Raw genomic sequence first — 21,897 nt, 5'->3', positions numbered from 1 at the left:
GCATTAGGGTGTTCCTATTTTCAAGTAGTTCATCAACATAACGAATTGGCCGCAGTCTCCAGATTTTATTTCTAAGCAATCGATTGTTTTTTTAGAAAAAATATTTAATTTACCTTATCAAATAACTCATGCAAAATGAAAAACTAATTGCGACTGATACTTTTGTGCAGGTACTGAGCAGGATCTCACAAGTAAAAGCAAGCGGCTGGCTATCAAGTGCATCGGAACAACCGCAGATAACCAAATTTTAAATCAAATATAAACCTAAACATATGCTTAACATTCAAAAAACCAAACTATTCTGGGCAAGCTGCCTTGCCTTACTGGTCACCTCCCTTTCTTTCGGTATCCGTGCCGGTATCATGAACCAGCTCGGGGTCGATTTTCAATTAACTACGGGCCAGCTAGGCACCATTACCGCTGCTGCCTTCTGGGGGTTTCCGCTGGCAATTGTGGTGGGAGGATTTGTGGTCGATATGATCGGCATGAAACGTTTGCTGGTGATGGCTTTTATCTTCCATCTGGCCGGAATTGTGCTGACCATTTTTGCTCAGGGCTACTGGAGCCTGTTTTTATCTACCCTGTTAATCGGGATCGCCAACGGTACGGTAGAGGCCGCCTGTAACCCTTTGGTAGCTGCCTTATACCCGGAAAATAAAACCACCCGCTTAAATCATTTTCACTTATGGTTTCCTGGGGGTATTGTGATCGGTACCTTGCTGGTTACCTTATTTGTTCAGCTCGGACTGGGCTGGAAGGTGCAGGTTGCCATGATGATTATCCCTACTTTAATTTACGGATACCTGTTTTCAAAGTTAGATTTTCCGGTTACCGAAAGGGTATCATCGGGCTATTCTAGTTCGGATATGTATAAAGCAGTACTTTCTCCATTGTTTATTTTTATGTTCATCTGTATGTTCGGTACGGCCATTACCGAGCTGTTTACCGGTCAATGGATCGGCTTACTACTGAAAAACGTAACAGATAATGCCATTTTACTGCTTACCCTGACTACTGGGATCATGGTAATCGGCCGCGGTTTTGCCGAACCTGTGGTTCACCGTCTTGCCCCTCAGGGTGTGCTGCTCTTATCGGCAATATTTGCTGCAGCCGGACTTTATATGCTGAGCACTTTTACCGGAAATTCCGTTTTCTTCGCTGCCATTATCTTTGGAATTGGTGTTTGTTATTTTTGGCCGACTATGATCGGTTTTGTGGCCGAGAATGTCCCTAAATCAGGAGCTCTGGGCCTAAACCTAATGGGCGGTGCTGGGATGTTTGCTGTTTCTATCTATACGATGTTTATGGGTAGTTTTTACGATAATCTCATCGTTAAACATTTACCTTCCGGTGCTTCGCTTGATGTTTATTTAAAAGCTCCCGAAAGTTCAGCATCGGGGCAGGCGCTTGCCAATGCCAAAAATCTGGCTGGCCCTGAAATCCTGCAGGCAACACTGATTATTCCCATATTACTGATTGTAGCTTTCGGTGGACTGGTTATATACCTGCGTTCACGAAAAAAGAGCAAATCTGTACAAATGGTAAATGGAGGGTAGCCGATACTTGGCTCTGATGCTGCCATAATTTACGGGGATGCTTTTAGTCTGTACTGTCTGAAACATTTTACCTTGATCCGTGGCGGCTTGAGGATCTTTAGTAAGATGTGATTCTGTTTATCCGCAGCCAAAACCATGTAATTTGTGCATGTTTTGGCTGCGGATAAAATTAAACTGCCTAGTGGAAGAATGGCTGAGTATGAGTAAAAGATATGATTAGAGGCATTTGCCTTGGCTTCGCGGTAAGTTGTAGCGGTCTGTTTAAATTTGTTTTTGATCTGCTAAAGTTAACTTGCTCCTTCCAACAATTGCAAAAAATCTGTAAGACCTATTGCCTCTGTATGATTGGACATCGGGTAGCGTTCAACTCCGGAATAAACTACAAATTTGCTTGTTGCTTTAATATCATCACACGCGGAATAAAACCCTTTGCCAACCTTTGGAGCTAAAGATCTTTTTACTTCTACTGCCCATATTTGTCCATCAGGCCCCTCTAATACCAGGTCGATTTCAGTTTGCGCTGTAGTTCTGTAGTAGCTATATTGCCATTTTCCAGAAAGCTGAACAATTATATTCTCAATAACAAAGCCCTCCCAGCTTGCTCCTAGAATTGGATGACCCAGCAGGTCCTCGAAGTTTGAGATATTTAAAAGTCATCCAGTTTATTCAAGTCTGTATCCAGTTCAAGATCAAGATACACTGATTCCTTGTTCAATATCTGTTCTGCAATTTGAAGTGCCAATGTTGTTTTGCCTACTTGTCTAGGACCCAATAGGGCAACAACAGGGACATTTGCAAGTGCATTTACAAGCCTGTTTTTTAATTCCCGTGTGATCATATCTGTAAAATTGAAATTGTACAAAATTAGTGTAATTTGAAAGTTTAACTTTTAAATTACACTAATTGCTGGTCTTAAACCATGTAATTTCAAAGTTAAACTTTCAAATTGCATAGTTTAAGACGGTCATTTTTTCTTGTGCAATCCAAAGAAATCCGGGCTGGCTTCCCAGAGCGGTAATAGCGCATAAAACCTATGTCTAATTTTTATTTCAGAGAATTAGCACGGTATAGAGGTAGTTAAATTTTCTGCTGCCGAGAAGTACTGATGTCCGAAGATAGACCAGGACAGTATATCGGCCAGGTAATCTGTCTATTTCCGTTCACAAAACATTCAAAATCCGTCAATTTCCTTCAAAAGTTGCCCCGCGCTTAGCTGCTGCATAAGTTTAAGCCATGAATACAGAAACATCCGTCGCGGAACCTCCCGCGAGAGAAAATATATCCGGTTTTTCCAATGTAAAAGCCGGATGGGTGCCTGGCACCCGTTCTTTGACATACAGGAATGAAACATTATTCTGCTACGGCAGAAAATTCTGCGAAGTTGAGATCATATCAATATAACGAAAGCGCATTGGCAGGCGAAGGCCCGGTTTGTAGAAATCGACGCGAGTAATTCCGAAAATAATCTACCGGACACTACTGTCCGGGGAAAATGGGTTGGCGGTTGCGCTGACCCATTTTTTATATATAATAGAATGCTTTCCCTCGACTTTAAAAAAAAGATAATGGAAGAACACCGCTTTGATCTGAGGAAACTAAGAGAAGAAACCGATCTGGTTTTCCTGCTCTCAAAACTTGGTTTTGAGCCCCTGAAGAAATCGGGGGGCGAACTATTCTATCTCTCGATGCTCAGGGACAATGATACCTCTCCCTCGTTCTGCGTGAACGAAAAGCTGGGTATATGGTATGACCATGGACTGGCAAAGGGAGGCAGTATTATTGATTTTGCACTTGCTTATTGGCCAGGCCTGCATTTTGGGCAAGCGATGGAAAGGCTTGCAGATATCTCGGGTAGTCTTGAGGGATTACCCGAAAAAGCAAAACCTGCCCAGATAGAAATCCCCTTAAAACACCCGTCCTACCTTATCAGGGAAGTAAAGGAAACAGGCAGTAACCCGGCGGTCAGCGCCTACCTTGAACAAAGGGGAATTTCAGCAGTTTCAGGCCCTTACCTTAAAGAGATCTATTACAGCATCAAAAAAGACAATGGCAAACGGATGGAACTGTTTGCCGCAGGTTGGCAGAACAATCTGGGCGGATGGGAGGTGAGAAACAGCCGTTTTAAGGGCTGTCTGGGGAAAAAGTCGATGACTTTCCTTGAAGGAAACAGAGACAGTCTGAATATTTTTGAGGGCATGATGGATTTTTTGAGCTGGAAACTTGAACATCCCAATGGTGATGCCAGTATCCTGATCTTGAATTCGGTCGCCTTTTTAAAGCCCGCGATCCACTTCGCCGCTGATTATGCTGCCATAGAGGTTTTTTTTGATCATGACCCCTCAGGAAGAAAGGCCAGTACAGAATTTTTGAAAGTACTACCGGGGACAATAGACCGGTCTGAAATTTATAAGGGATATAATGATTACAATGAAAAGATCCAGCAAGGTATCTCCGGTAAACAGTTGCAGCCGGATCAGCAGCAAAGTTCGTTTCTCAAAGGAAAAGGGAGGTAAGTTATCTTGCCTTATTACCCAACGGTTTTAAATGGAAGGGTGCTTATGCGGATCTTCGTCACTTTTAGTGAAACAAAAGAAGCTTTTAACATAACCGTGGAAAACATGCAATAGATGAAGTTTATTAAATTGAAAGCATAAACTTAGATGAAGGCGAAAAATTTCCAATAAAAGTGAGAAGAAGCTCTTATGTGCATTTGGCACGATAAAATCCGGTGGATCGCTCGCCAAAGGCGGCATTAAAATGATAGTTTTGGCGAGCTATCGGTTTGGATAGCTCGCCAAAAGTGGTGTTGAAATCATAGTTTTGGCGAGCTATCGATTTGGATAGCTCGCCAAAACTATATATATATGACAAGGGAAACATAATAAACCACGGTATTATGGATACAATAATCGGCAGGGAAGAAGAAAAAGCAAAGCTGAAAGATACTTTAACGAGCAAAGCAGCTGAGCTTGTTGCTATATATGGCAGGAGGAGGGTTGGTAAAACTTTTCTTATCAGGCAGTTTTATAGCAAACAGATTATTTGTGAATTCTCTGGGTACACCATGCGTCTGTTCGGGAGCAACTTGAGAATTTCAGAAACGTGATCGCCCGGATGATCGGCAATCCTATCCCTCCACAAATTCCAAAAACATGGACTGAAGCCTTTTCTTTAATTTCTTAGCCTAGACCAAAGGCTATCTCTTAAAGGAGATTATCATTAACCATTAAAATTTCCGCTATGAAACCAAGAAAGGAAGGCGGCCTAAGATCCTGTCCGGTTCGATGCTATTTAAGTGATGAGGAATATCAGAGATTCAGCTCATTTGCCCAGGCCTTAAACATTACCACATCTGATCTGATCAGACGCAAGATTATCTATGGCAGCTTACTTGATGTTGATCCTTCAAAACTTCTGGGTGTTTTTGTTCAGATCGGTAAAGACCTGGCACAGATCAGGTCCTTGCTCTCGCAGCTCAAAATATACCCTGAAGAGCGAAATGGTAGTTTGCCCGCTCAAGAACCGCAAGAGTACGGGATAATCATTCAGGACTACCAGGCTGCGCAGAAATCTTTGGAACAGGCGATTAAAATGCTGATCATCAGGATGGACCACAAAAGAAAAATGCCATGAAATCACTTATCGTACGGCTCTTTACCACCTCAAAGGGGTTTCCCGCAATCTCCTACAATATGGATAAAGTAAACATGGGGGATGCCGAGCTGTTATGTATGAGGAATCTGGAATTACTCGGCGCCTATTCCACTATCCAGACCAGCGATTTAGAACATTATTTTGGGGCTATGGCCTCACTAAACAGCAAAAGCCACTATGATCAGTTCCACGCGGTACTCTCCGTTGCTGGAAATAGCTTGACCAAAGCAGAATTCTTGAAGATCTCAGAACAATGGCTTAGAGAAATGGGCTATGCTGATCAGCCTTACCTGGTTTTTTTTCATACCGACACCCATAACCGCCACGTGCATATTGTCTCTACCGATGTGCGGATAGATGGATCAAAGATCTCTGATTCCTTTGACCGCAATAGAGCGGTCACCCATCTGAATAAAATCTGTGGAATTGATGAGGTTGAGGCTTTCAAAACAGATATCCAGCGTTTAATGGATTACCGGTGCAGCAGCATTTTTCAGCTTGAGCTCCTTTTTAAAAAAAGCGGCTACCATTTTTTTATCCATAAACAGCAGCTTCTCATCCGTAAGTTCGGAAAGACCTTTCTTCGGTTAAATGCCGAAAAAATGCAGCTCAGTCTCGCCAGCTCCATCCCTGACCTCACCCGGGCGCGCGAGATCCGCTCCTTTATTTTATCTGCCATCCAGATCCACAATAATGGGGTAGAGCCGGTCTATCAAAAGGGCGCTGGAGGGAGCTGGAAAAAAATAAAGGCCTTCCGGTCAGATCTTGCAGACTTTCTGCTCATGGCAGCAGGGCTTGAGGTCTGCTATCTTTTTTCCCAGGGCGCTTTGACCGGGTTTACTATCATAGACCACCGTAAATTCCAGCTTTTTGACGGGCAGCAGATCATGGAACTCTCCAGGTTCATCGGTAGCCCACCTATAGAAAAGCCTCTGGAACAAAGGGCTGTTTATCAGCGTTAGCCTGTTTTTTGCCGGCTGGGCCTTATTGTAAACTTAATCTTCTTGAAATATGGTGATCGCAATCGGAAATGCAAAAGGCGGCACCGGCAAGAGCACGCTACTGTTGCTACTGGCCAGTTACCTTTCGGAAAAGAAAGAGAAGGTCTTTTTGATTTCAATGGAAGAAAAGGGAACCTTGAGCCTGCTTTTTGAGCGTTCAAAGATTTTGGAGCACGAGCTTCCAATGGAGTATGTCACCTGTGATCTCTCCCATGCCAGACTGCTGATTTCAAGGTTAGCTGAAGAAAAAGGCGCTATTATACTGTTGGAATTTCCCTCACTGCTGTATGATGAGCACATGGTGCAGCTCTTCGCTGCCCCGGATTTGCTCATCTGTCCTTTTTGCTATGATACACCGACCCTGAATGCCAGCATTTATTTTGCCTGTTTTGCACGGAGGATCAAAAAGGGGATCCCACTACTGTTCCTGCCCAACCGGGTCATTTCAAATGCCAGCTATGAGTTCAGGGAAGAGACCGATCAGGTGCTCCGCCAGATTGCCCCGGTCTCTCCATGCATCTTTGAGCACATCGGCTTTCAGCGCATCAGCTCGATGAGCGTGGATGCAAGGCTGCTCAAAAGGTGTGCTCCCTTGCTGGAACTGATCTATTCACAGTATCTGCCTCTAAGGGAAAATATATCTATCCATAAACCTTAAACACAAATCAAATGACAAACCCAGGCCAGTTTATTTTTTTTATCGCTATCCTTTATCTGATCTACTATTCCCTTAATCTCCTTTTTGACCTCTTTCTTCCTTCTGGAAGTTATCCTAAAACCGAGCAGAAAACCCTTTTGATCAATATCTCAGCGCTTGAGGAACCCATTGACGCATCCCTGCAGGAAACAACAGCAGACTACGGAGCATTGCAGGAGAATGAAGGGGTGATGAGTTCCGGGCCGATAAGTTCGACCGGAGGGATGCGTCTGGAAGAGGCCATGAACGGCGCCCTGCAGGATGCTGCTATTTTTTCTTCACAGATCCCCTCCTGAAAACACCGCCATGATGCAGAAAGCTAAATTCTTAGCCGTGCTGCTGCTTACGGCAGCGGCCGGCCGGCGCGCCTGTTACGCACAGGATCCCCCGGGGATTGCGGAGCTATACCAGGTTAGTGGAACGATGCACAGCTATTACGGCGGCTTTTCTGATCTGGTTCTCATGCTGGGCGCTATAACCGGCCTGCTTGGCGGGCTAAGGGTCTTTATCAACTGGCAGGGGGGAAGGCACCATATCGATAGACAGGTTATGGGCTGGTTTTTTTCCTGTCTTTTTCTTTTGCTTACCGGAACCTTTCTTCGCGGGCTTTTCGGGCTGTAATTCTTTTATCAACCTTAAACCATTAATTTATGAACACTCAAAAATCATGGGCTGCCTCAGCTGCCATGCTACTGCTTGCTTTACAATCCTTTGCCCAGGGCGGTGGAACGACCGGGATCAATGCCGCCACCTCATCCCTTAGCAGTTATGTCGATCCGGTGGGAAACCTGATCCTGGCTATCGGCGCGGTAGTCGGTCTGATCGGAGGGGTAATCGTGTATATCAAATGGAATTCGGGCGACCGGGACGTGAGTAAGGAAGTGATGAGCTGGGGAGGGTCCTGTATTTTCCTGGTGCTCGTCTCGGTAGTGATCAAGGCATTTTTTGGGGTGTAAGCAATGAGACAGTATCCAATTTACAAAGGCCTGCAGAAACCCCTGAGCTATAAAGGCCTGAAGGGAAGGTTCATCGGATGGGGTGCGGCTGCACTGGCCGGTGGCTTGCTACTGGGCGGCTTAAGCGGAGCATTTATCAATATGTATGTGGGTAGTGTGGTGACCATCTTAAGCATCGTTGTGATGTTTTCGCTGATCTTTTTTCACCAGAAAAAAGGGCTGCATACCAAGCGGCGTGACCGGGGCATATTTATCCAGCCGTCAAGACTAAAAATAAGCTATGAAAACAAAAAACAGCACTTTTGAGCTTCCCTATGCAGGGATCATCAACCAGGCTGGTTATGATCTGCTTTATTCGGATCGCGGGGATTTTTCGCTGGTCATTAAAATGAGCAATCCTGTACTGCAGTATGCTGCTGATGCTTCGGAATATCAGGATTTTCATCTGCTAGTGGTCAATATCATCAAGATCCTTGGTGAAGGCCATATCATCCAGAAGCAGGATATCTTTTCAATGGGCACTTTTCAGGCTAAATTGCAGGAAGAATTCCTTCAACAGAGTTACGACAGCCATTTTTCTGGTAGACGCTATTCGGTAATCGATACCTATCTTACCCTGACCAGGCTCATCAAAGCAGGAAGGTTCTATGTATATGAGGCCACCGCGCAGGCTGATTTTATCTCCAGGGTGAGCAAAGTAATTGATCTGATGGATCAGAGCGGCCTTTCTCCGGTCCTGCTCAAAGGGCAGCAGATCCAGCTTTTCGCCAAACGCATACTGGCGATGGATTTTTCTTCCCCTCATGTTTCCCTGGAGAATATCCTCGCCGGTGACACCCACCTTGAGCTCGGGGAGCAGCGCATAAAAAGTATTTCGCTGGTGGATATCGATTCGATTGATCTGCCTTCCAGACTTGGAACCTATCAGGAAAAGACCGATGGTAAAGCTTTCAGTGCTTTCCCGATGGATAACCTTTCTTTTCTCCACCATGTGCCTGCTTACCAGTGTATGATCTACAATCAGCTCATCGAAATCCCCTCACAGGCAAGTACCCTTGGCAGGCTCGGACTCAAACGCAGACGGCACGCCGGTCTGCCCGGTCCCGCCAACCAGATGTGCCTGGAGGATATCGATCAGCTTTTAGTGGAGGTGGCCAGGGAAAACCAGCTGCTCATCAATGCCCATTATAACCTGGTGGTCTGCGCTGGGCACGCAGATCTATCGAAGGCGGTGAATTTTGTGGAAGCTTCCCTTTTTCAGATGGGGATCATCCCTTCAAAAAATGCCTACAACCAGCTGGAACTTTTCTCCTCGGCTTTGCCCGGTAACGGGATATCGCTGAAAGGATACGACTGGTTCCTGCTGAGCTGCGAGGCGGCTGTCTGTTTGATATTTAAAGAGCGGCTGCAGGAAAGCGAGCAGTCAGATTTCCTCATCCGCTTCACCGACCGCAGGGGGATTCCGCTGGGCATTGATCCCGCTGATCTTCCGATGAGGAGTGGAAGGATTGCCAACCGTTCAAAATTTGTACTGGGCGGATCGGGATCGGGAAAATCTTTTTTCATGAACGCACTCATCGAACAGTACATGCGCTATAACATGGATGTGGTGATCGTGGATACCGGGCACTCCTATAGTGGCCTCTGTGCCTATTTTAACGGCAGCTACCTGACCTACTCTGAACAGCATCCCATTACGATGAACCCATTTGCGATTTCAGGGGCGGAATATAACCTGGAAAAGAAAGATTTTATCAAAACGCTCATCGCCCTGCTGCTGCGCGGGTCTGAAGGAGAAATTTCCCAGATCGAGGATACGGTGATCTCCAGCGTGGTCTCGGCTTATTATACCGATCATTTTTCAGGCAGGGAAGGTGAGGGAACTTTATGCTTTGATTCTTTTTACCATTACTCCTGCGAAAAGATCGCTCAGATCAGAAAAGATGAGCGCATCAGTTTTGATCTGGATGAATACCGCTATGTGCTCAAAAAATTCTGCAGCGGAGAAGAATTCGGACTACTGCTCAACCAGCAGGTGGATTCCTCGCTTTTCTCGCAGCGTTTCATTGTTTTTGAGATCGACGCCATCCGCGAGCATAAGGTGCTTTTTCCCATTGTTACCCTGATCATTATGGATGTCTTCCTGCAAAAAATGCGGCACCGTAACCATCAGCGCAAAGCGATAATTTTGGAGGAGGCCTGGAAAGCGATCGCATCGCCGCTAATGGCCTCCTACCTTTTATACATGTACAAAACGGTCAGAAAATTCTGGGGCGAGGCCATCGTGGTTACCCAGGAACTTGGAGATATCATCGGGAATGCGATCATCAAGGACAGTATCATCAGCAATTCCGATACCATCTGCCTGCTGGACCAGGGCAAGTTCAAAGAAAACTATGCGCAAATCGCCTCGCTTTTGTCCCTGAGCGAGACCGAGCAGAAAAAGATATTTACCATCAACCGCCTGGACAACCATCAGGGCAGGGCAAGGTTCAAGGAGGTTTATATCCGCCGGGGAATGACCGGGGAGGTCTATGGGGTAGAGGTCTCAATACGGCAATACATCACTTTTTCGACCGAAAAGCCTGAAAAGCAGGCGCTCGAATACTATATCTCCCGCATGGGATCCTACCAGAAAGGCCTTGATGCCTTTATAGCTGACCTTGAATCCTCAGGCCTTTCCCTGGAGGGCTTTGTAGCCTACATCAACTCTTCATCCACTTAAAAACCATAATCATGAAAACATCGATTCTTTTATTTGCAGTTCTACTCCTATCTACATTTTTTTCCGTTGCCCAGATCTACCTCGATCCTGCCACCTCGGCAGCGGTGGCGGCGGGATCGGGGGCGATGAATTCACAGCTGAACAAAACCAATGACCGGCTGACGCTGATCCAGAAAGCCCAGCTGGCAGTCACCGGTGAGCTGGCTGTGGCAAACGATCTTCAGCGGGACATCTACCGCGGACTCAGCGAGGTATCAACAGTGATGAGATCATTGCTTTCTGTAAAGGATATTTATGAGATCTCAGGAGATATCCTTCAGGATGCCCAAAAAGCGGTAAAGCTGGCCGAAAATAATCCTGCCCTGCTCGTTTTTGCCGAAAGTGGCGGCCGGGAATTCAAGGTCAGGGCAACTGCGCTGGCCAGTGAAGTATCGGGATTTGTACTTAAAGGCGGCAAGGACGGATTGATGGACTCCGGGGAACGCGCCAAGTTACTAGCCAGGATCGTGCAGCAGATGGGCATACTCCGGGGAGTGGTCTACGGGATCTACCGCTCGATGTACTGGGCAAAGCAGCGCGGCTTCTGGAATTCACTCAATCCCTACAGCGGCTTTGTCAATCTGGACAGGCGCATTGCAGATAATATCCTTTTGAACGCTAAAACCTTAAGGCCATGAAAATCACCACAATTTTTATCCTTGGCCTGTTTAGCTGCCAGCTCGCGCGTGCCCAGATCAATATTGCCCTGCTGCACCAACTGGTAGCAATAAGTAAATCCGAGCATAGTCTGCAGGCTAAGGCCAGGGATAAGCAAGGGATTTCCGCTGTTAATGAGGAGATGAACCGCTCTGCTATGAACACCCTTAAAATGCGTTATCGGCAGATCAATTCACGTTTTTCTTCCTTAGGGAATGCCGTAAATTTTCTGCAACTCGGCCTTGAGGCCACTCCCTTGATATCCGAGATCTATCAAAAACAGGCTTTACTGCTCTCACTTTGCGCTGATGATCCTCTGCTGATCCCCATGGCGCTATCTGCCCAGATTGACCTGGCAGATCGGTCCGGGATGCTGCTAAGGTATTTGTACGGGCTTATGCTGAGTATGGGAGATCTGGCCCAGATGCGTCAGAGTGATCGCAAAATTCTTTTCTCTCATGCCATTTCCGAACTGCGCTCGATTAGCGGGACCCTTGGCGGCCTTTTCCTGGTCATTAGTTCCGCAAAAGAAAAATGGCAACTGAAAAAAAATCCTTTTAGCGGTTTTATCGACCGTGACCAGAGCCTGGCCAATAGTATCCTGCAAAAGATAAAAACCCTAAAAAAATAACCATGAAAGCCATTCTGCTATTTTTTCTGCTGCTTGGGGCGCTGGTCAGCGCCGCCCAGCGGATCGTACTTGACCGGGGCCACCTGAAAAGCGTAACAGAAAACAATCTAGCACGCATCTCGGCCGAACTTAGTCATGGCCGGGCCCTGCAGGATATCGATGACCGCCTGGGAAAGATCCACCTGAATCTTGGCTCGGTAATCCTGACCGAGCGGCTTATCTACCGCTCGCTGACCCAGGTGGATCAGGGCTTGAAAAATGCCATGTCGCTCCGGCAGATTGGGGAGCTCAGCCTGGAAATCATTACCCAGAGCAGGGAAGTGCTGACAATGGCCAGTTCTGCTCCCCATTTGCTGCTTTTCGCTGAGCGCACATGCGCCCAGATGGCAGCACGGGGAACCAGGCTAGCGGGTGAGGTTTCGGCGCTGGTACTAAAGGAGGGGCCCGATCTACTGCTGGATTTTTCCAAACGCGATGCGCTGCTCAAAAAGATCTCCCTTGAGCTCAAAACCATCCGGGCACTGCTTTTTAGTATAAAAAAATGTATGTACTGGGCCAAAATCAACGGCATATGGCGCTCGGCGAATCCTTTTTCGGGATTTATCAATACCGATAAGCGGACGGTAGAAAATCTGCTGCTAACCTATAAAATACTCAAGAAAAAATGAAAAATTTTATATTGACCCTTTTGCTCTGCATGTGGGGCTGCCTGTGCGGTGCCCAGAAGCTCATCAGCGACCAGGCTGTTACTGCCCAGCAGCAGCGCATGGTCTTTAAACAGTGGGACAGAGATAAGTTTAGCCCAAGGCCGGGCTTTTTGGGACTCAATCCCTATTACCTGATGACCTGGGCGCTGCATCCCAATTATCCGAAGACCGACCTGCGCCCGCTAGGCCCCCAGGGCCCACAGACCCAGCGCATAGGCCTGGCACTGGCTATGGCCAGTGCCGAACAGCAGTATAAGCTGCACAGCGATACGCTCAAAAGTGAAGCGCTAAAGAAAGCCTCGGGATATTCCGGTCTGCTCAGCGACCTTGATCCGCTCTGGCAGCTCTACTACAAAAGGGAATTTTCCCCTTTGCTCTTAGCTGAAAAAAACAGCCTGGATGGTCTCTCGGAAAAGGAAAGGCAATACCTGGTTTCCTCCGGGGTATACCAGTGGTACCGGGAAGAGCAGCAAAGCCTCCTCGAGCGGCTGAATATCACCAGAAAAACCACCCTGCAGCGCGGCGAGCGTCTGCTGGCTTATCAGCGCCTGCTCAGCGAATACCGCGCGCTGGAGGGCACCTGGTCAGCAAAGAAACGCCACGTCTGGAAGCATATCTCCATTCGGCAGCGCAGCAAGGCCATTGAGCAGCGGGCAGAGGGGATGTCCCCAAGGACCAGGAGCGATATAGAGATTGCTGACAGGATTTTAAAACATTCAAAACTATGATTATGCAGCATTTAAGTTTTCTCACCGGCACCGCCGGTTTTTTAATGCAGATCACACCAGTGCATGTACCGGACTCGTTTAAAGATACCTTCAATTTTCTTCAGGGGAACGGGGTATACGAGGATGGTATGATGCATTTTTTAAAACAGATGAAGTCTGCCATCTGGACCCATTATGATGCTTTCATTGCCGATGCGCAGGCGCTCAGTGCCATTTTTATGCTCATTTTTTTTGCCATTAGAAGTTATGAGATGATCTCGGGGGATAAAAAACTCGAAATTATGCCCCTGCTCCGGCCCTTCGGGCTTTCGATGGTTATCCTATGGTGGCCGGTATTCACTAAGGTCGTGGCCTTTCCCGCAGAGATCGTGGAGAACAGGACTGCGGCACTTTTTGAAGAGAACCAGGGAAATATCAATTCCTTGCGCCTTCAACGGGCAAAACTGATGATAGAAGTGGCCGATCAGCTTTACAAGGTGCAGGCAGAGACCGAGGTGGCCAGTAAGGAGGCCGACAGCTGGTATGAACATGCATGGGAATCGGTCAAGAGTTCGGTCAAGGAGGGTTTCTCACAGGTCTGGAACCCGGTGGTGGAAATGCGCAACAGGCTCCAGATCTCTCTGCAGCTGCTGGCGACCTCGCTACTTGAAACCCTTGCGGTCTGGATCCTGCGCATCAGTGCATACATCATCTTTATCATGCAGATCATTTTTTCAACCATACTGATCATCCTTGGTCCCTTTTCGGTGGCGGCCAGTATCCTGCCGATGTTCCGTGATTCCTTTTCCAGCTGGATCGCACGCTTTGTTTCGGTTAACCTGTATTCGGGGATCGGTTTTCTGGTGATGTATGTAGCCTCACTTTTTCAGCATTATGCGCTGGAGGCCGAGATCACCAGGTACCAGGAACTGCTGGGCAGCTCTGGGGCAAGTATGGAAAAACTGAGCTGGTTTGCAGCCAACGGCGTTCTTTCCTTTGGTATGGTGATCATCACCTTTATCATCGGGGCATTGACAATGTTTACCGTGCCGAGTATCTCGACATGGATCGTCTCCACTTCAGGGGTGAGTTCCGCGGCGAGTGCAATGGGATCGGGGGCAAGCAGGATGGGTAGTATGGCCACTCAGGCACTTGGAGGATAATATATGCTGATCCGCAACATTGAAAGCAAGGTACGCCTTGCTACTTTTCTCTGCCTGGCGAGTTTTATCCTTTCGCTGAGTATAGCCTCCATTGTCTCTTTCTTTGCCTATCGCCAGGTGAGTGATGCAAGAAAGGGTATTTATCTGCTGGACAACGGAAATATCCCCCTATTGGCCAAAAGGGTAGAGGTGCAGGTGAACAGGGGGGCAGAATACCGCGCGCATATTGCCAGGTTCCACAGCCTTTTCTTTTCGCTGATCCCCGATGAAAAATATATCGAAAGCCAGATGAAACAGGCCATGTACCTGATCGATGAGAGCGGTGTCCAGCAGTACAATAACCTGAAGGAACGCAGCTTTTTTTCCTCCGTGCTCTCTTCCTCTGCGGTGCTCACCATCCAGGCAGATTCTATTTTTCTGGACGAAAAAACAAGGTATTTCCGTTATTACGGCACCCAGCGGATCGACCGGCGCAGTTCGGTCATTACCCGTTCGCTGCTGACCGAAGGGCACTTGAGCGACCTTTCGGCCCGTTCGGAAAACAATCCGCACGGAGTACTCATCACAGGTTGGAAGACACTGGAAAACAGGGACATTTCCAATGTGACCAAAAACCCATTTTAAAATTTAACACCATGAAAAAGACCAATATTTTCTCCCGGCTGTCTTTACAGTTCTCTACTACCTTTTCCGAGTTGCGCTCCGGGGCGTTTGCATGTTTTGAGCGTCACCCCAAGTCCTTTTTTTTCCTGATGATCCTGCTTATGGCAGGCTCGGTGGTGCTCTGCTTCACCCTGCTCAGGTCCACAGGAAAGACGCCACCGAAAACTGTGGCGAATGGCTCCATGCCCTTTGGAGAGGCCAGGGAAATCTACGGCACCGCCGCTAAACTCGCCACCGTCATTGAAATGCAGGCGGAACTCAAAGGGCTTTTGTCTAAGAAACAGACCAGCGGGCAGGATAGCCTGCGCATGATAGAGATGATACAAAAGATCAATGAACTTCAGACCGATACTCCTTCATATGAAAAAAATAAACCTTAAAAGCCCCAGGTATGTCCTGCCGCTAATCTGCCTGCCCTTTATTCTGCTACTTTACTACGTTTACCGCAGTCAGGCCCGCCCTAAGCAAAAAGACGCTACTGCCTCCGGGGATTCCCTTCGCAGTGACGTTTCAACAGCATCTATCGAGGTTCAGGGCCAAAAACTTCAGAATAAGCTACAGGCATTTCAGGACCGGTACCCAAAGGGCGACGGTTATACCGCCGTAGGAGATCTATCCGCAGATCAGCCGCCTGCAGATGCTGCAACCGCCGCTTACTCCAAGAGTGAAAAACAGCTACTGGATTCCATTGAGTCCTCCATCAAATCCCGCTACGATCAAACTGATGCCGGCCATTTAAACAACAGGAGAGGTCCGCCCGGTACATTGGTTGTGAAAGCCGGCAGATCTTTATCCCAAGAGGACCGCGCGATGGAAGCAGCACTCCGGGCAATGGACCGGCCGCAGGCGGCTAAGGACCTGGCGCCTGCTATCAGGCAAGAGGATCCGATGGTGGTATTCCGCGCGCAGATGGCCATTGTCGATAGCATTGGCAAGGCGAACGATCCAGCGCGCAGGGCACAGCTATTGCAGGAAAAAAAGCGGGAATCTTCATCCCTCAGCCCAGCAGAGAATAAGCTCAGTGTATCCCTTTTACCAAAAGAAATCATCGGGTTTAATACTGTGCGGCCTGCGTCCAGTGCGCCAGTCTATATCCCCGCCATTATCGATCAGGGGATTGCAGGTTATGCCGGGTCCAGGGTTCGTCTACGGCTGCTGGAAGACATCTGGGCGGGAAAATTCCCGATCAAAAAAGGCAGCTACCTCTATGGTACAATTTCTGCGTTTTCAGCCCAGCGTATCCAGATATCGATCTCCTCGGTACGCTCCAGCAGTGGTATCCTGCCGGTACATCTGGAAGTTTATGACCTTGACGGCTTAAAAGGGCTTTATGTACCTGCTTCTGCTTTCCGGGAGCTCACCCGGGAGCTGGGCAGCTCTTCACTACAGGGAATCTCCTTAGATGCACAGGGAGAAGGAAAGGAGCAGCTGATGAGCCTGCTGGGCAGGGTGTTCCAGTCGAGCTCCGGCGCCTTTACCCGTCTGGTCCGCCAGAACAAGGCCAGGATCAAATATGCCACCCTGGTGTACCTGATCGATCCTAATGAACTTAAGTAAAAACTAAACCCTTACAAGATGAAACAGCTATTTCTTGCCCTGCTGCTGCTGAGCAGCCCATATATCTTTGCCCAAAATCCCGGCCAAAGGCTACTGCAGAATCTTCCCTGCATTACAGTCTCTTCTGGATCCTCGATCCATTTCCGCTCCCCCGAACCCATATTGTATGCCGATATTTCCGATCCCAGGATCAGGGGAGACCTGCCGGTAAAAAATGTACTTCGCATCAAGATTCCTGTTGATTCGCCCTCAAAGACAATAAAAGAAGCCCTGTCGGGCATCGTTACGATTATCGGGGAAAGTTTTATGGCCCAGTATCGCCTCAGCAGTCAGGCCAGCGGGAGCGGCGCTGCTATCACCGATATCGAAATCCTGCCCTCAGCTATGGTACCGCTGGATCCCCAGCGCCAGCGCATTTCTACTGCGGCCATTAGGGGCCATGCAATGGACATGCTTCGTAGCCGGGGAAACCTAGCCTTGCGGAAAACTGCTTCAATGGGGATCAGTGCCAGGTTAAACCAGGTTTTCTGCATAGACCAGCTGATCTTTCTGGATCTTTCCTTTGAAAACCACTCACAGCTGAGTTATGATGCGGAGCTGCTCAGGATGAGCATCGAGGATAAAAAGATCAATAAAGCGACCAATCACCAGTCAGTAGAAATCAGGCCCGTCTGGTCGTTATATCCCCTGCAAAGGTTCAACAAGTCCTTCAGGAACATCTATGTGATCGATAAGCTCACTTTTTCCGCTGACAAACTTCTTGAGCTTACAATGAGTGAAAAACAACCCTCTGCCAGGACAGTCAGCTTAAAAATAAAGTACGGGGATCTGCTGGGAGCAGATACCTTTTAAGCCCGCCAAAAATCCAGATTATGGAAGAAAGTAAAGAACAGCAAGGACTGCACCGTTTTTTGCAGTTCTGCATCTATCTCTGCGTAATGCTCGACATCCTTATTTTTATCTATCTACCCAAAATCCGCGCCTTCCCATTTTTCTCCCATTACCGTCTTTACCAGCTTAGTGAAGCCATTTCCAGGATTGCCATTTATTCCCGGCCAGCATATTCCAGGGCATTTATCTTCGCTCTTGTGATACTGGTCTCAGTAGGGACCCTGAGCAAAAAGGAAAAGGACCTGGACTACCGCTCAGCTATACTTTATCCGCTTGGTCTGGGACTCGGGATTTTTTTTGGAGGACTATGGTTTCATGCAAAATTAGGAACAGCGGTTTTTTTGCTGCTCAGCTGGGAGGAACTGGGATATTGCGCGGCCCTTTTTACAGGGACCCTTCTGGTGCATGTGGCCATGGACAATATTTCAAAGATCATCAGCTCCCGTTTGGGCAAAGACCGCTGGAACATCGAGGAAGAATCCTTTATGCAGCAGACCGTGCAAAAGAGCGGGCCCTGCCAGGTGAGTATACCTAGTCTTTTTTATTACCGTAAAAAAGTGCATAGGGGATTTATCAATATCGAGAATGTTTTCCGCGGTACGCTGCTGATCGGCACGCCCGGTTCGGGAAAGAGTTTTGGCATCGTGATGCCCTTTATCCGGCAGTTGACCGAAAAGGAGTTCTGTATATGCCTGTATGATTATAAGTTTTGCGATCTGGGACAACTGGCCTATTACCATTTTTTGCGCTCCCGGCAACTGGGCCGGCTAAAGGGCTATGGTTTTCATGTGATCAACCTCAACTGTGTCGAGATGAGCAGGCGCATCAATGTGCTTAAGGCCAGCTATATACTAACTCTGGCAGACGCCTCGGAAACTGCCGAAGCCCTGGTTGAAGCCCTCAAAAAAGGGGATAAGTCCTCTGGCAGCGATCAGTTCTTTACCCAGAGCGCGGTAAATTTTCTCTCGGCTTGTATCTACTTTTTCTCCCGCTATGAAAGTGGCCGCTACTCAACCCTGCCGCATGTTCTCTCTTTTTTAAACTGCCCTTATGAGCAGATCTTTGCCGTCCTGACCAGCAATACTGAGCTGGATTCACTGCTTTCTCCCTTTATGACCGCTTACCGGGCGAGGGCTTTTGACCAGCTGGAAGGACAGGTGGGGACGCTCAAAATCTTTATCTCCAGGCTGGCCACCAAAGAAACCTTCTGGGTATTCTCCGGTGATGATTTTCCGCTCAAAATCAGCGATCCAGCCTCGCCAGCAACACTTGTACTGGCCAACGATCCCAATACACAGAACATCAACTCAGCCTGTTATTCAGTTGTACTCAATAGGCTCACCAGACTCATCAATTCCAAAGGCAACCTGCCCAGTGCACTCATTTTGGATGAACTTCCTACCCTTTACGTGCACCGCATCGAAAACCTGATCGCCACTGCCCGGTCAAACCGGGTCGCGGTGTTGATGGGCCTTCAGGAACTGCCGCAGTTCCAGCAGCAATACGGCAAAGAGACAGCCACGACCATATGCGCAGTGGTCGGGAACGTGCTCTCGGGCTCGGTGAGAAATAAGGAAACACTGGACTGGCTTGAAAAACTCTTTGGGAAGGTAAAACAGATGAATGAAAACCTGTCCATTGACCGGGGCAAGGCTTCTTTATCTTTTAGCGAAAGGCTTGAATACCTGATCCCCTCGGGCAAGATCGCATCACTCAAGGTAGGAGAACTGGTTGGTATACTCGCGGGCGATACCGCAGGATCCTTTAACGGAGATTTTCAGCCATCAGCGGTTAATTGCCGCGTCGATCTGAACCTAAAGGCGATCGCGGATGAAGAGGCGGCTTATCCCCCAATGCCCGTTTATTATGATTTCAAGGGTAAAAAGGACGAAATACTTTTTGAAAACTTTATACGCATCAATGCCGAGGTATCCCGCATTGTTTCCAGCTTCCCTGTAGGCTAAAGCCTCGACCACAGCTGGACCAATAAAAAAAATCCACCCAACCTTAAAACCAATTTTATGCAAAACTATTCAGGTTCGCTGGCCCTGGTGATATGCCATGGTGCAGCAGATGAAAAAACACTCAACATCGGGGTAATCAGCGGCATTGATCCGCCCGGAAGGCGGGCAAAGATTGCCTTTGGAGATCTTTCTGTCTCGAATTTTCCCTTAAGTGATATTCTGGTGCTGAAAGATAAAAATACCCTTTATCAGCAGCTTTTAACCTCTTGCTCCACTTTGCAGACCAGGGATTTCAAAACCTTGCTGCAGGTCAATATGCTTCAGGACAGACCGGGGCAAGAGGCGCAGCTTAAGGCGATGGAACTGCTCAGAGATTCGCCCCTGGCCGCTGAGAGAGCAACTGTTGATCTTGGGAGCAGTCTGGGGCTTTCCATTCAGGCCTATAAAGGGGCAGAGGGGAGGGGGCGGTGAAAAGGACTGCTGTATTTTTGCTCCTGCATGTATTATTGGCCTATCCTTTTGCTGCTCCTGCCCAAATCTTTCATCTTCCCCTGGTTCCCTTCAAGCTCACCAGTCCTTTTGGAGTTCGCAGGCATCCCATCACCGGAAAAGCTGACTTTCATGCCGGCATCGACCTTATCGCCAGGCGCTCACCGATAAGAACGGCACTTGCAGGCAGGGTCCTTGCAAATGGCTTTCATCCTTTTCTGGGTTATTTCGTCCGTATTTCCCATGGCGCGGTAGTGACCACCTACGGTCACCTTTCTGTGATTATGGCAAGACGGGGAGACGAAATTCCAGCCGGCACTGTGATAGGTATTTCCGGACGCAGCGGCAGGGTCACCGGCGAGCATCTTCATTTCGCTGTCCGCTACCGTGGTGAGCAGATCGATCCATTGAAATTTCTTTTTTTTCTACAGTCCACTAAAAACGCAAAATAAAACAAAATGATAAAAGATCATGAGAAGAACCTGCAGGTCCTCGAGCGGATATTGCAGGCCATCGCACTTGAAGAAAGCTCAGCATTAAGTGCTGAGGAAGCAGAAATTTACGGCACTTCCCACGCAGATGAACTTACAGCCGGGGAAGGAGGGGAAGATGGATAAACAGCAACAGCCTCTATATGTCCAGGTCGCCCAAAGGCTCATCGAACAGCTCAAAGCAGGGACCTCTCCATGGCAAAAACCTTGGAGCGATGAGGGAATCCAGGCATTTTCAATGCCCTATAACCAACAGACCGGTCAGCGCTATAAAGGCATCAACGCCATGAACCTGCTGCTCTCCGGCCGGGAGGATCCAAGGTGGCTCACCTTTAAACAGGCAGAGGGGGCAGGGTTCAGGGTCAACCGCAATGAGAAAGGGACACTCATCCAATTTGTAAAGACCCATGAACTAAAAAAGCTTCTGGATGATAAAGGCGTGCCCTTATGTGATGAGAGCGGAAACGCCATAAGTGAGCGGCTGCCGCTGGAAAGAGCTATTGTCAGTAATGCCTGGGTCTTCAATGCGGAACAGATGAGCGGGCTTCCGCCGCTTTCGCAAAGTAGACCAGTTATGGACTGGAACCCTATTGAGCGGGCCGAGCAGCTTATCGCTCACAGCGGCGCACAGATTGACCATAAATTTATCGACCGTGCCTACTACCATATCCGCTATGACGTGATCACCGTGCCCGACCGTAGCCAGTTCAGTTCTTCTTCGGGCTATTATGCCACCCTGCTCCACGAACTCGCGCACTGGACGGGCCACCCTTCCAGACTTGACAGAGAAAGCCTGATGACTAGCGGGATCGAACCTTACGCCAAAGAGGAAATGCGCGCCGAGATCGCTTCGATGCTGATCGGGGATGAGCTCGGCATCGGCCATGACCCTTCCCAGCATGCCTCCTACGTGGAAAGCTGGGTTTCGATACTCGAGGACAGTCCGGCAGAAATCCACGCAGCATCGATGGACGCGGAGAAAATATTTTCTTTTCTCCGGGATATAGAATTAAAAGTCGAAAAAGAGATCAGCGTGGAACCCGGCAGTCAACAGATAACCCCTCAGATGCACTCCCAAGGGTTAAAATATCTTTCCACGGGTGATGAAATCAGCTATAAAGGAAATCTCTACAGGATACAGGGGCATTTAAAGCAGGGACGTCTCCGCGTTGAGCAGTTGCCCTCGGGCCTGCAGTTCACCCTTTCCAGATCAGATCAGCTATATGCTTCACTGCTGGAAGTCAAGCTCGGCGAAATACTGCAGAATAGCGCCCGGATCAATTCAAAGCTGAACGGATCTGACCAGGAGGTTCTTGGATTTCCAAAAAACAGACGATAAAACTCAAGTT

27 protein-coding genes are annotated in these 21,897 nt (G+C 48.1%); 25 read left to right on the top strand and 2 right to left on the bottom strand.

Features of this window, described 5'->3' with window-relative positions:
- Positions 1 to 272 precede the first annotated feature (272 nt).
- Positions 273 to 1,556: an MFS transporter gene (locus EYS08_RS11955; RefSeq protein ID WP_131030250.1), complete on the top strand. Its 1,284-nt coding sequence runs from the start codon at positions 273 to 275 to the stop codon at positions 1,554 to 1,556.
- Positions 1,557 to 1,843: 287 nt separating this feature from the next.
- Here EYS08_RS11955 and EYS08_RS26655 read toward each other — a convergent pair whose 3' ends face one another.
- Together EYS08_RS26655 and EYS08_RS11945 are read right to left on the bottom strand one after the other, a co-directional pair.
- Positions 1,844 to 2,167, bottom strand: coding sequence for a DUF4143 domain-containing protein (locus EYS08_RS26655; protein ID WP_394343110.1), 324 nt, complete (start codon positions 2,165 to 2,167; stop codon positions 1,844 to 1,846).
- 35 nt (positions 2,168 to 2,202) lie between these two features.
- Positions 2,203 to 2,394: an AAA family ATPase gene (locus EYS08_RS11945; RefSeq protein ID WP_131030249.1), complete on the bottom strand. Its 192-nt coding sequence runs from the start codon at positions 2,392 to 2,394 to the stop codon at positions 2,203 to 2,205.
- 727 nt (positions 2,395 to 3,121) lie between these two features.
- Here EYS08_RS11945 and EYS08_RS11940 point away from each other — a divergent pair.
- The 24 genes from EYS08_RS11940 to EYS08_RS11830 all read left to right on the top strand — a co-directional run bounded on the left by EYS08_RS11940 (position 3,122) and on the right by EYS08_RS11830 (position 21,887).
- Positions 3,122 to 4,069: a toprim domain-containing protein gene (locus tag EYS08_RS11940; RefSeq protein WP_165456436.1), complete on the top strand. Its 948-nt coding sequence runs from the start codon at positions 3,122 to 3,124 to the stop codon at positions 4,067 to 4,069.
- Positions 4,070 to 4,452: 383 nt separating this feature from the next.
- A complete protein-coding gene (locus EYS08_RS11935) occupies positions 4,453 to 4,662 on the top strand; it encodes an ATP-binding protein (RefSeq protein ID WP_131030247.1) in 210 nt (69 codons plus the stop codon).
- Between the two features lie 134 nt (positions 4,663 to 4,796).
- On the top strand, positions 4,797 to 5,189 hold the full coding sequence (locus tag EYS08_RS11930) for a plasmid mobilization protein (RefSeq protein ID WP_131030246.1): 393 nt from the start codon (positions 4,797 to 4,799) through the stop codon (positions 5,187 to 5,189).
- Positions 5,186 to 6,172, top strand: a complete 987-nt coding sequence (locus EYS08_RS11925; protein WP_131030245.1) for a relaxase/mobilization nuclease domain-containing protein — start codon at positions 5,186 to 5,188, stop codon at positions 6,170 to 6,172. Before EYS08_RS11930 ends, EYS08_RS11925 begins: the two co-directional genes overlap by 4 nt.
- Before the next feature lie 49 nt (positions 6,173 to 6,221).
- Positions 6,222 to 6,869, top strand: a complete 648-nt coding sequence (locus EYS08_RS11920) for a nucleotide-binding protein (RefSeq protein ID WP_131030244.1) — start codon at positions 6,222 to 6,224, stop codon at positions 6,867 to 6,869.
- A gap of 11 nt (positions 6,870 to 6,880) precedes the next feature.
- Positions 6,881 to 7,204: a hypothetical protein gene (locus EYS08_RS11915; protein ID WP_131030243.1), complete on the top strand. Its 324-nt coding sequence runs from the start codon at positions 6,881 to 6,883 to the stop codon at positions 7,202 to 7,204.
- Positions 7,205 to 7,214: 10 nt separating this feature from the next.
- Positions 7,215 to 7,529, top strand: a complete 315-nt coding sequence (locus tag EYS08_RS11910; protein WP_244215936.1) for a DUF4134 family protein — start codon at positions 7,215 to 7,217, stop codon at positions 7,527 to 7,529.
- 29 nt (positions 7,530 to 7,558) lie between these two features.
- Positions 7,559 to 7,864 carry a DUF4134 domain-containing protein gene (locus EYS08_RS11905; protein WP_131030242.1) on the top strand — a complete coding sequence of 102 codons (306 nt, stop codon included), beginning with the start codon at positions 7,559 to 7,561 and terminating at the stop codon, positions 7,862 to 7,864.
- 3 nt (positions 7,865 to 7,867) lie between these two features.
- Positions 7,868 to 8,170 carry a DUF4133 domain-containing protein gene (locus EYS08_RS11900; protein ID WP_131030241.1) on the top strand — a complete coding sequence of 101 codons (303 nt, stop codon included), beginning with the start codon at positions 7,868 to 7,870 and terminating at the stop codon, positions 8,168 to 8,170.
- The gene (locus EYS08_RS11895; protein WP_131030240.1) at positions 8,145 to 10,589 is read left to right on the top strand and encodes a TraG family conjugative transposon ATPase; all 2,445 of its coding nucleotides are present in this window, start codon (positions 8,145 to 8,147) and stop codon (positions 10,587 to 10,589) included. The genes EYS08_RS11900 and EYS08_RS11895 overlap by 26 nt, the downstream gene beginning before the upstream one ends.
- Before the next feature lie 11 nt (positions 10,590 to 10,600).
- Complete coding sequence (locus EYS08_RS11890; protein WP_131030239.1) at positions 10,601 to 11,266, top strand: hypothetical protein; 666 nt, start codon at positions 10,601 to 10,603, stop codon at positions 11,264 to 11,266.
- The gene (locus EYS08_RS11885; protein WP_131030238.1) at positions 11,263 to 11,916 is read left to right on the top strand and encodes a hypothetical protein; all 654 of its coding nucleotides are present in this window, start codon (positions 11,263 to 11,265) and stop codon (positions 11,914 to 11,916) included. The genes EYS08_RS11890 and EYS08_RS11885 overlap by 4 nt, the downstream gene beginning before the upstream one ends.
- Before the next feature lie 2 nt (positions 11,917 to 11,918).
- Entirely contained in the window at positions 11,919 to 12,584 is a 666-nt protein-coding gene (locus tag EYS08_RS11880) for a hypothetical protein (protein WP_131030237.1), read from the top strand.
- Complete coding sequence (locus EYS08_RS11875; protein ID WP_131030236.1) at positions 12,581 to 13,351, top strand: hypothetical protein; 771 nt, start codon at positions 12,581 to 12,583, stop codon at positions 13,349 to 13,351. Before EYS08_RS11880 ends, EYS08_RS11875 begins: the two co-directional genes overlap by 4 nt.
- A gap of 2 nt (positions 13,352 to 13,353) precedes the next feature.
- Complete coding sequence (locus EYS08_RS11870; protein ID WP_131030235.1) at positions 13,354 to 14,493, top strand: plasmid transfer protein; 1,140 nt, start codon at positions 13,354 to 13,356, stop codon at positions 14,491 to 14,493.
- A gap of 3 nt (positions 14,494 to 14,496) precedes the next feature.
- Positions 14,497 to 15,117, top strand: coding sequence for a conjugative transposon protein TraK (gene traK / locus EYS08_RS11865; RefSeq protein WP_131030234.1), 621 nt, complete (start codon positions 14,497 to 14,499; stop codon positions 15,115 to 15,117).
- An 11-nt stretch (positions 15,118 to 15,128) separates the two neighbouring features.
- Positions 15,129 to 15,536 (top strand): hypothetical protein, encoded by a 408-nt coding sequence (locus tag EYS08_RS11860; RefSeq protein WP_131030233.1) that lies wholly within the window; start codon positions 15,129 to 15,131, stop codon positions 15,534 to 15,536.
- Positions 15,517 to 16,713, top strand: coding sequence for a conjugative transposon protein TraM (gene traM / locus EYS08_RS11855; protein WP_165456435.1), 1,197 nt, complete (start codon positions 15,517 to 15,519; stop codon positions 16,711 to 16,713). The genes EYS08_RS11860 and traM overlap by 20 nt, the downstream gene beginning before the upstream one ends.
- Positions 16,714 to 16,731: 18 nt before the next feature.
- The gene (locus EYS08_RS11850; protein ID WP_131030231.1) at positions 16,732 to 17,565 is read left to right on the top strand and encodes a DUF4138 domain-containing protein; all 834 of its coding nucleotides are present in this window, start codon (positions 16,732 to 16,734) and stop codon (positions 17,563 to 17,565) included.
- Positions 17,566 to 17,585: 20 nt separating this feature from the next.
- On the top strand, positions 17,586 to 19,568 hold the full coding sequence (locus EYS08_RS11845) for a type IV secretory system conjugative DNA transfer family protein (protein WP_131030230.1): 1,983 nt from the start codon (positions 17,586 to 17,588) through the stop codon (positions 19,566 to 19,568).
- 57 nt (positions 19,569 to 19,625) lie between these two features.
- On the top strand, positions 19,626 to 20,039 hold the full coding sequence (locus tag EYS08_RS11840) for a hypothetical protein (protein ID WP_131030229.1): 414 nt from the start codon (positions 19,626 to 19,628) through the stop codon (positions 20,037 to 20,039).
- A gap of 35 nt (positions 20,040 to 20,074) precedes the next feature.
- Positions 20,075 to 20,509, top strand: a complete 435-nt coding sequence (locus EYS08_RS11835; RefSeq protein ID WP_165456434.1) for a M23 family metallopeptidase — start codon at positions 20,075 to 20,077, stop codon at positions 20,507 to 20,509.
- 6 nt (positions 20,510 to 20,515) lie between these two features.
- Positions 20,516 to 20,674, top strand: coding sequence for a hypothetical protein (locus tag EYS08_RS25715; RefSeq protein WP_165456433.1), 159 nt, complete (start codon positions 20,516 to 20,518; stop codon positions 20,672 to 20,674).
- Complete coding sequence (locus tag EYS08_RS11830; protein ID WP_131030227.1) at positions 20,667 to 21,887, top strand: ArdC family protein; 1,221 nt, start codon at positions 20,667 to 20,669, stop codon at positions 21,885 to 21,887. The genes EYS08_RS25715 and EYS08_RS11830 overlap by 8 nt, the downstream gene beginning before the upstream one ends.
- Positions 21,888 to 21,897: the final 10 nt, after the last annotated feature.

It is taken from the genome of Pedobacter kyonggii (assembly GCF_004310665.1).
GTDB classification, from domain to species: Bacteria; Bacteroidota; Bacteroidia; order Sphingobacteriales; family Sphingobacteriaceae; genus Pedobacter; species Pedobacter kyonggii.
This window is presented reverse-complemented; position numbering and strand designations above follow the sequence as displayed.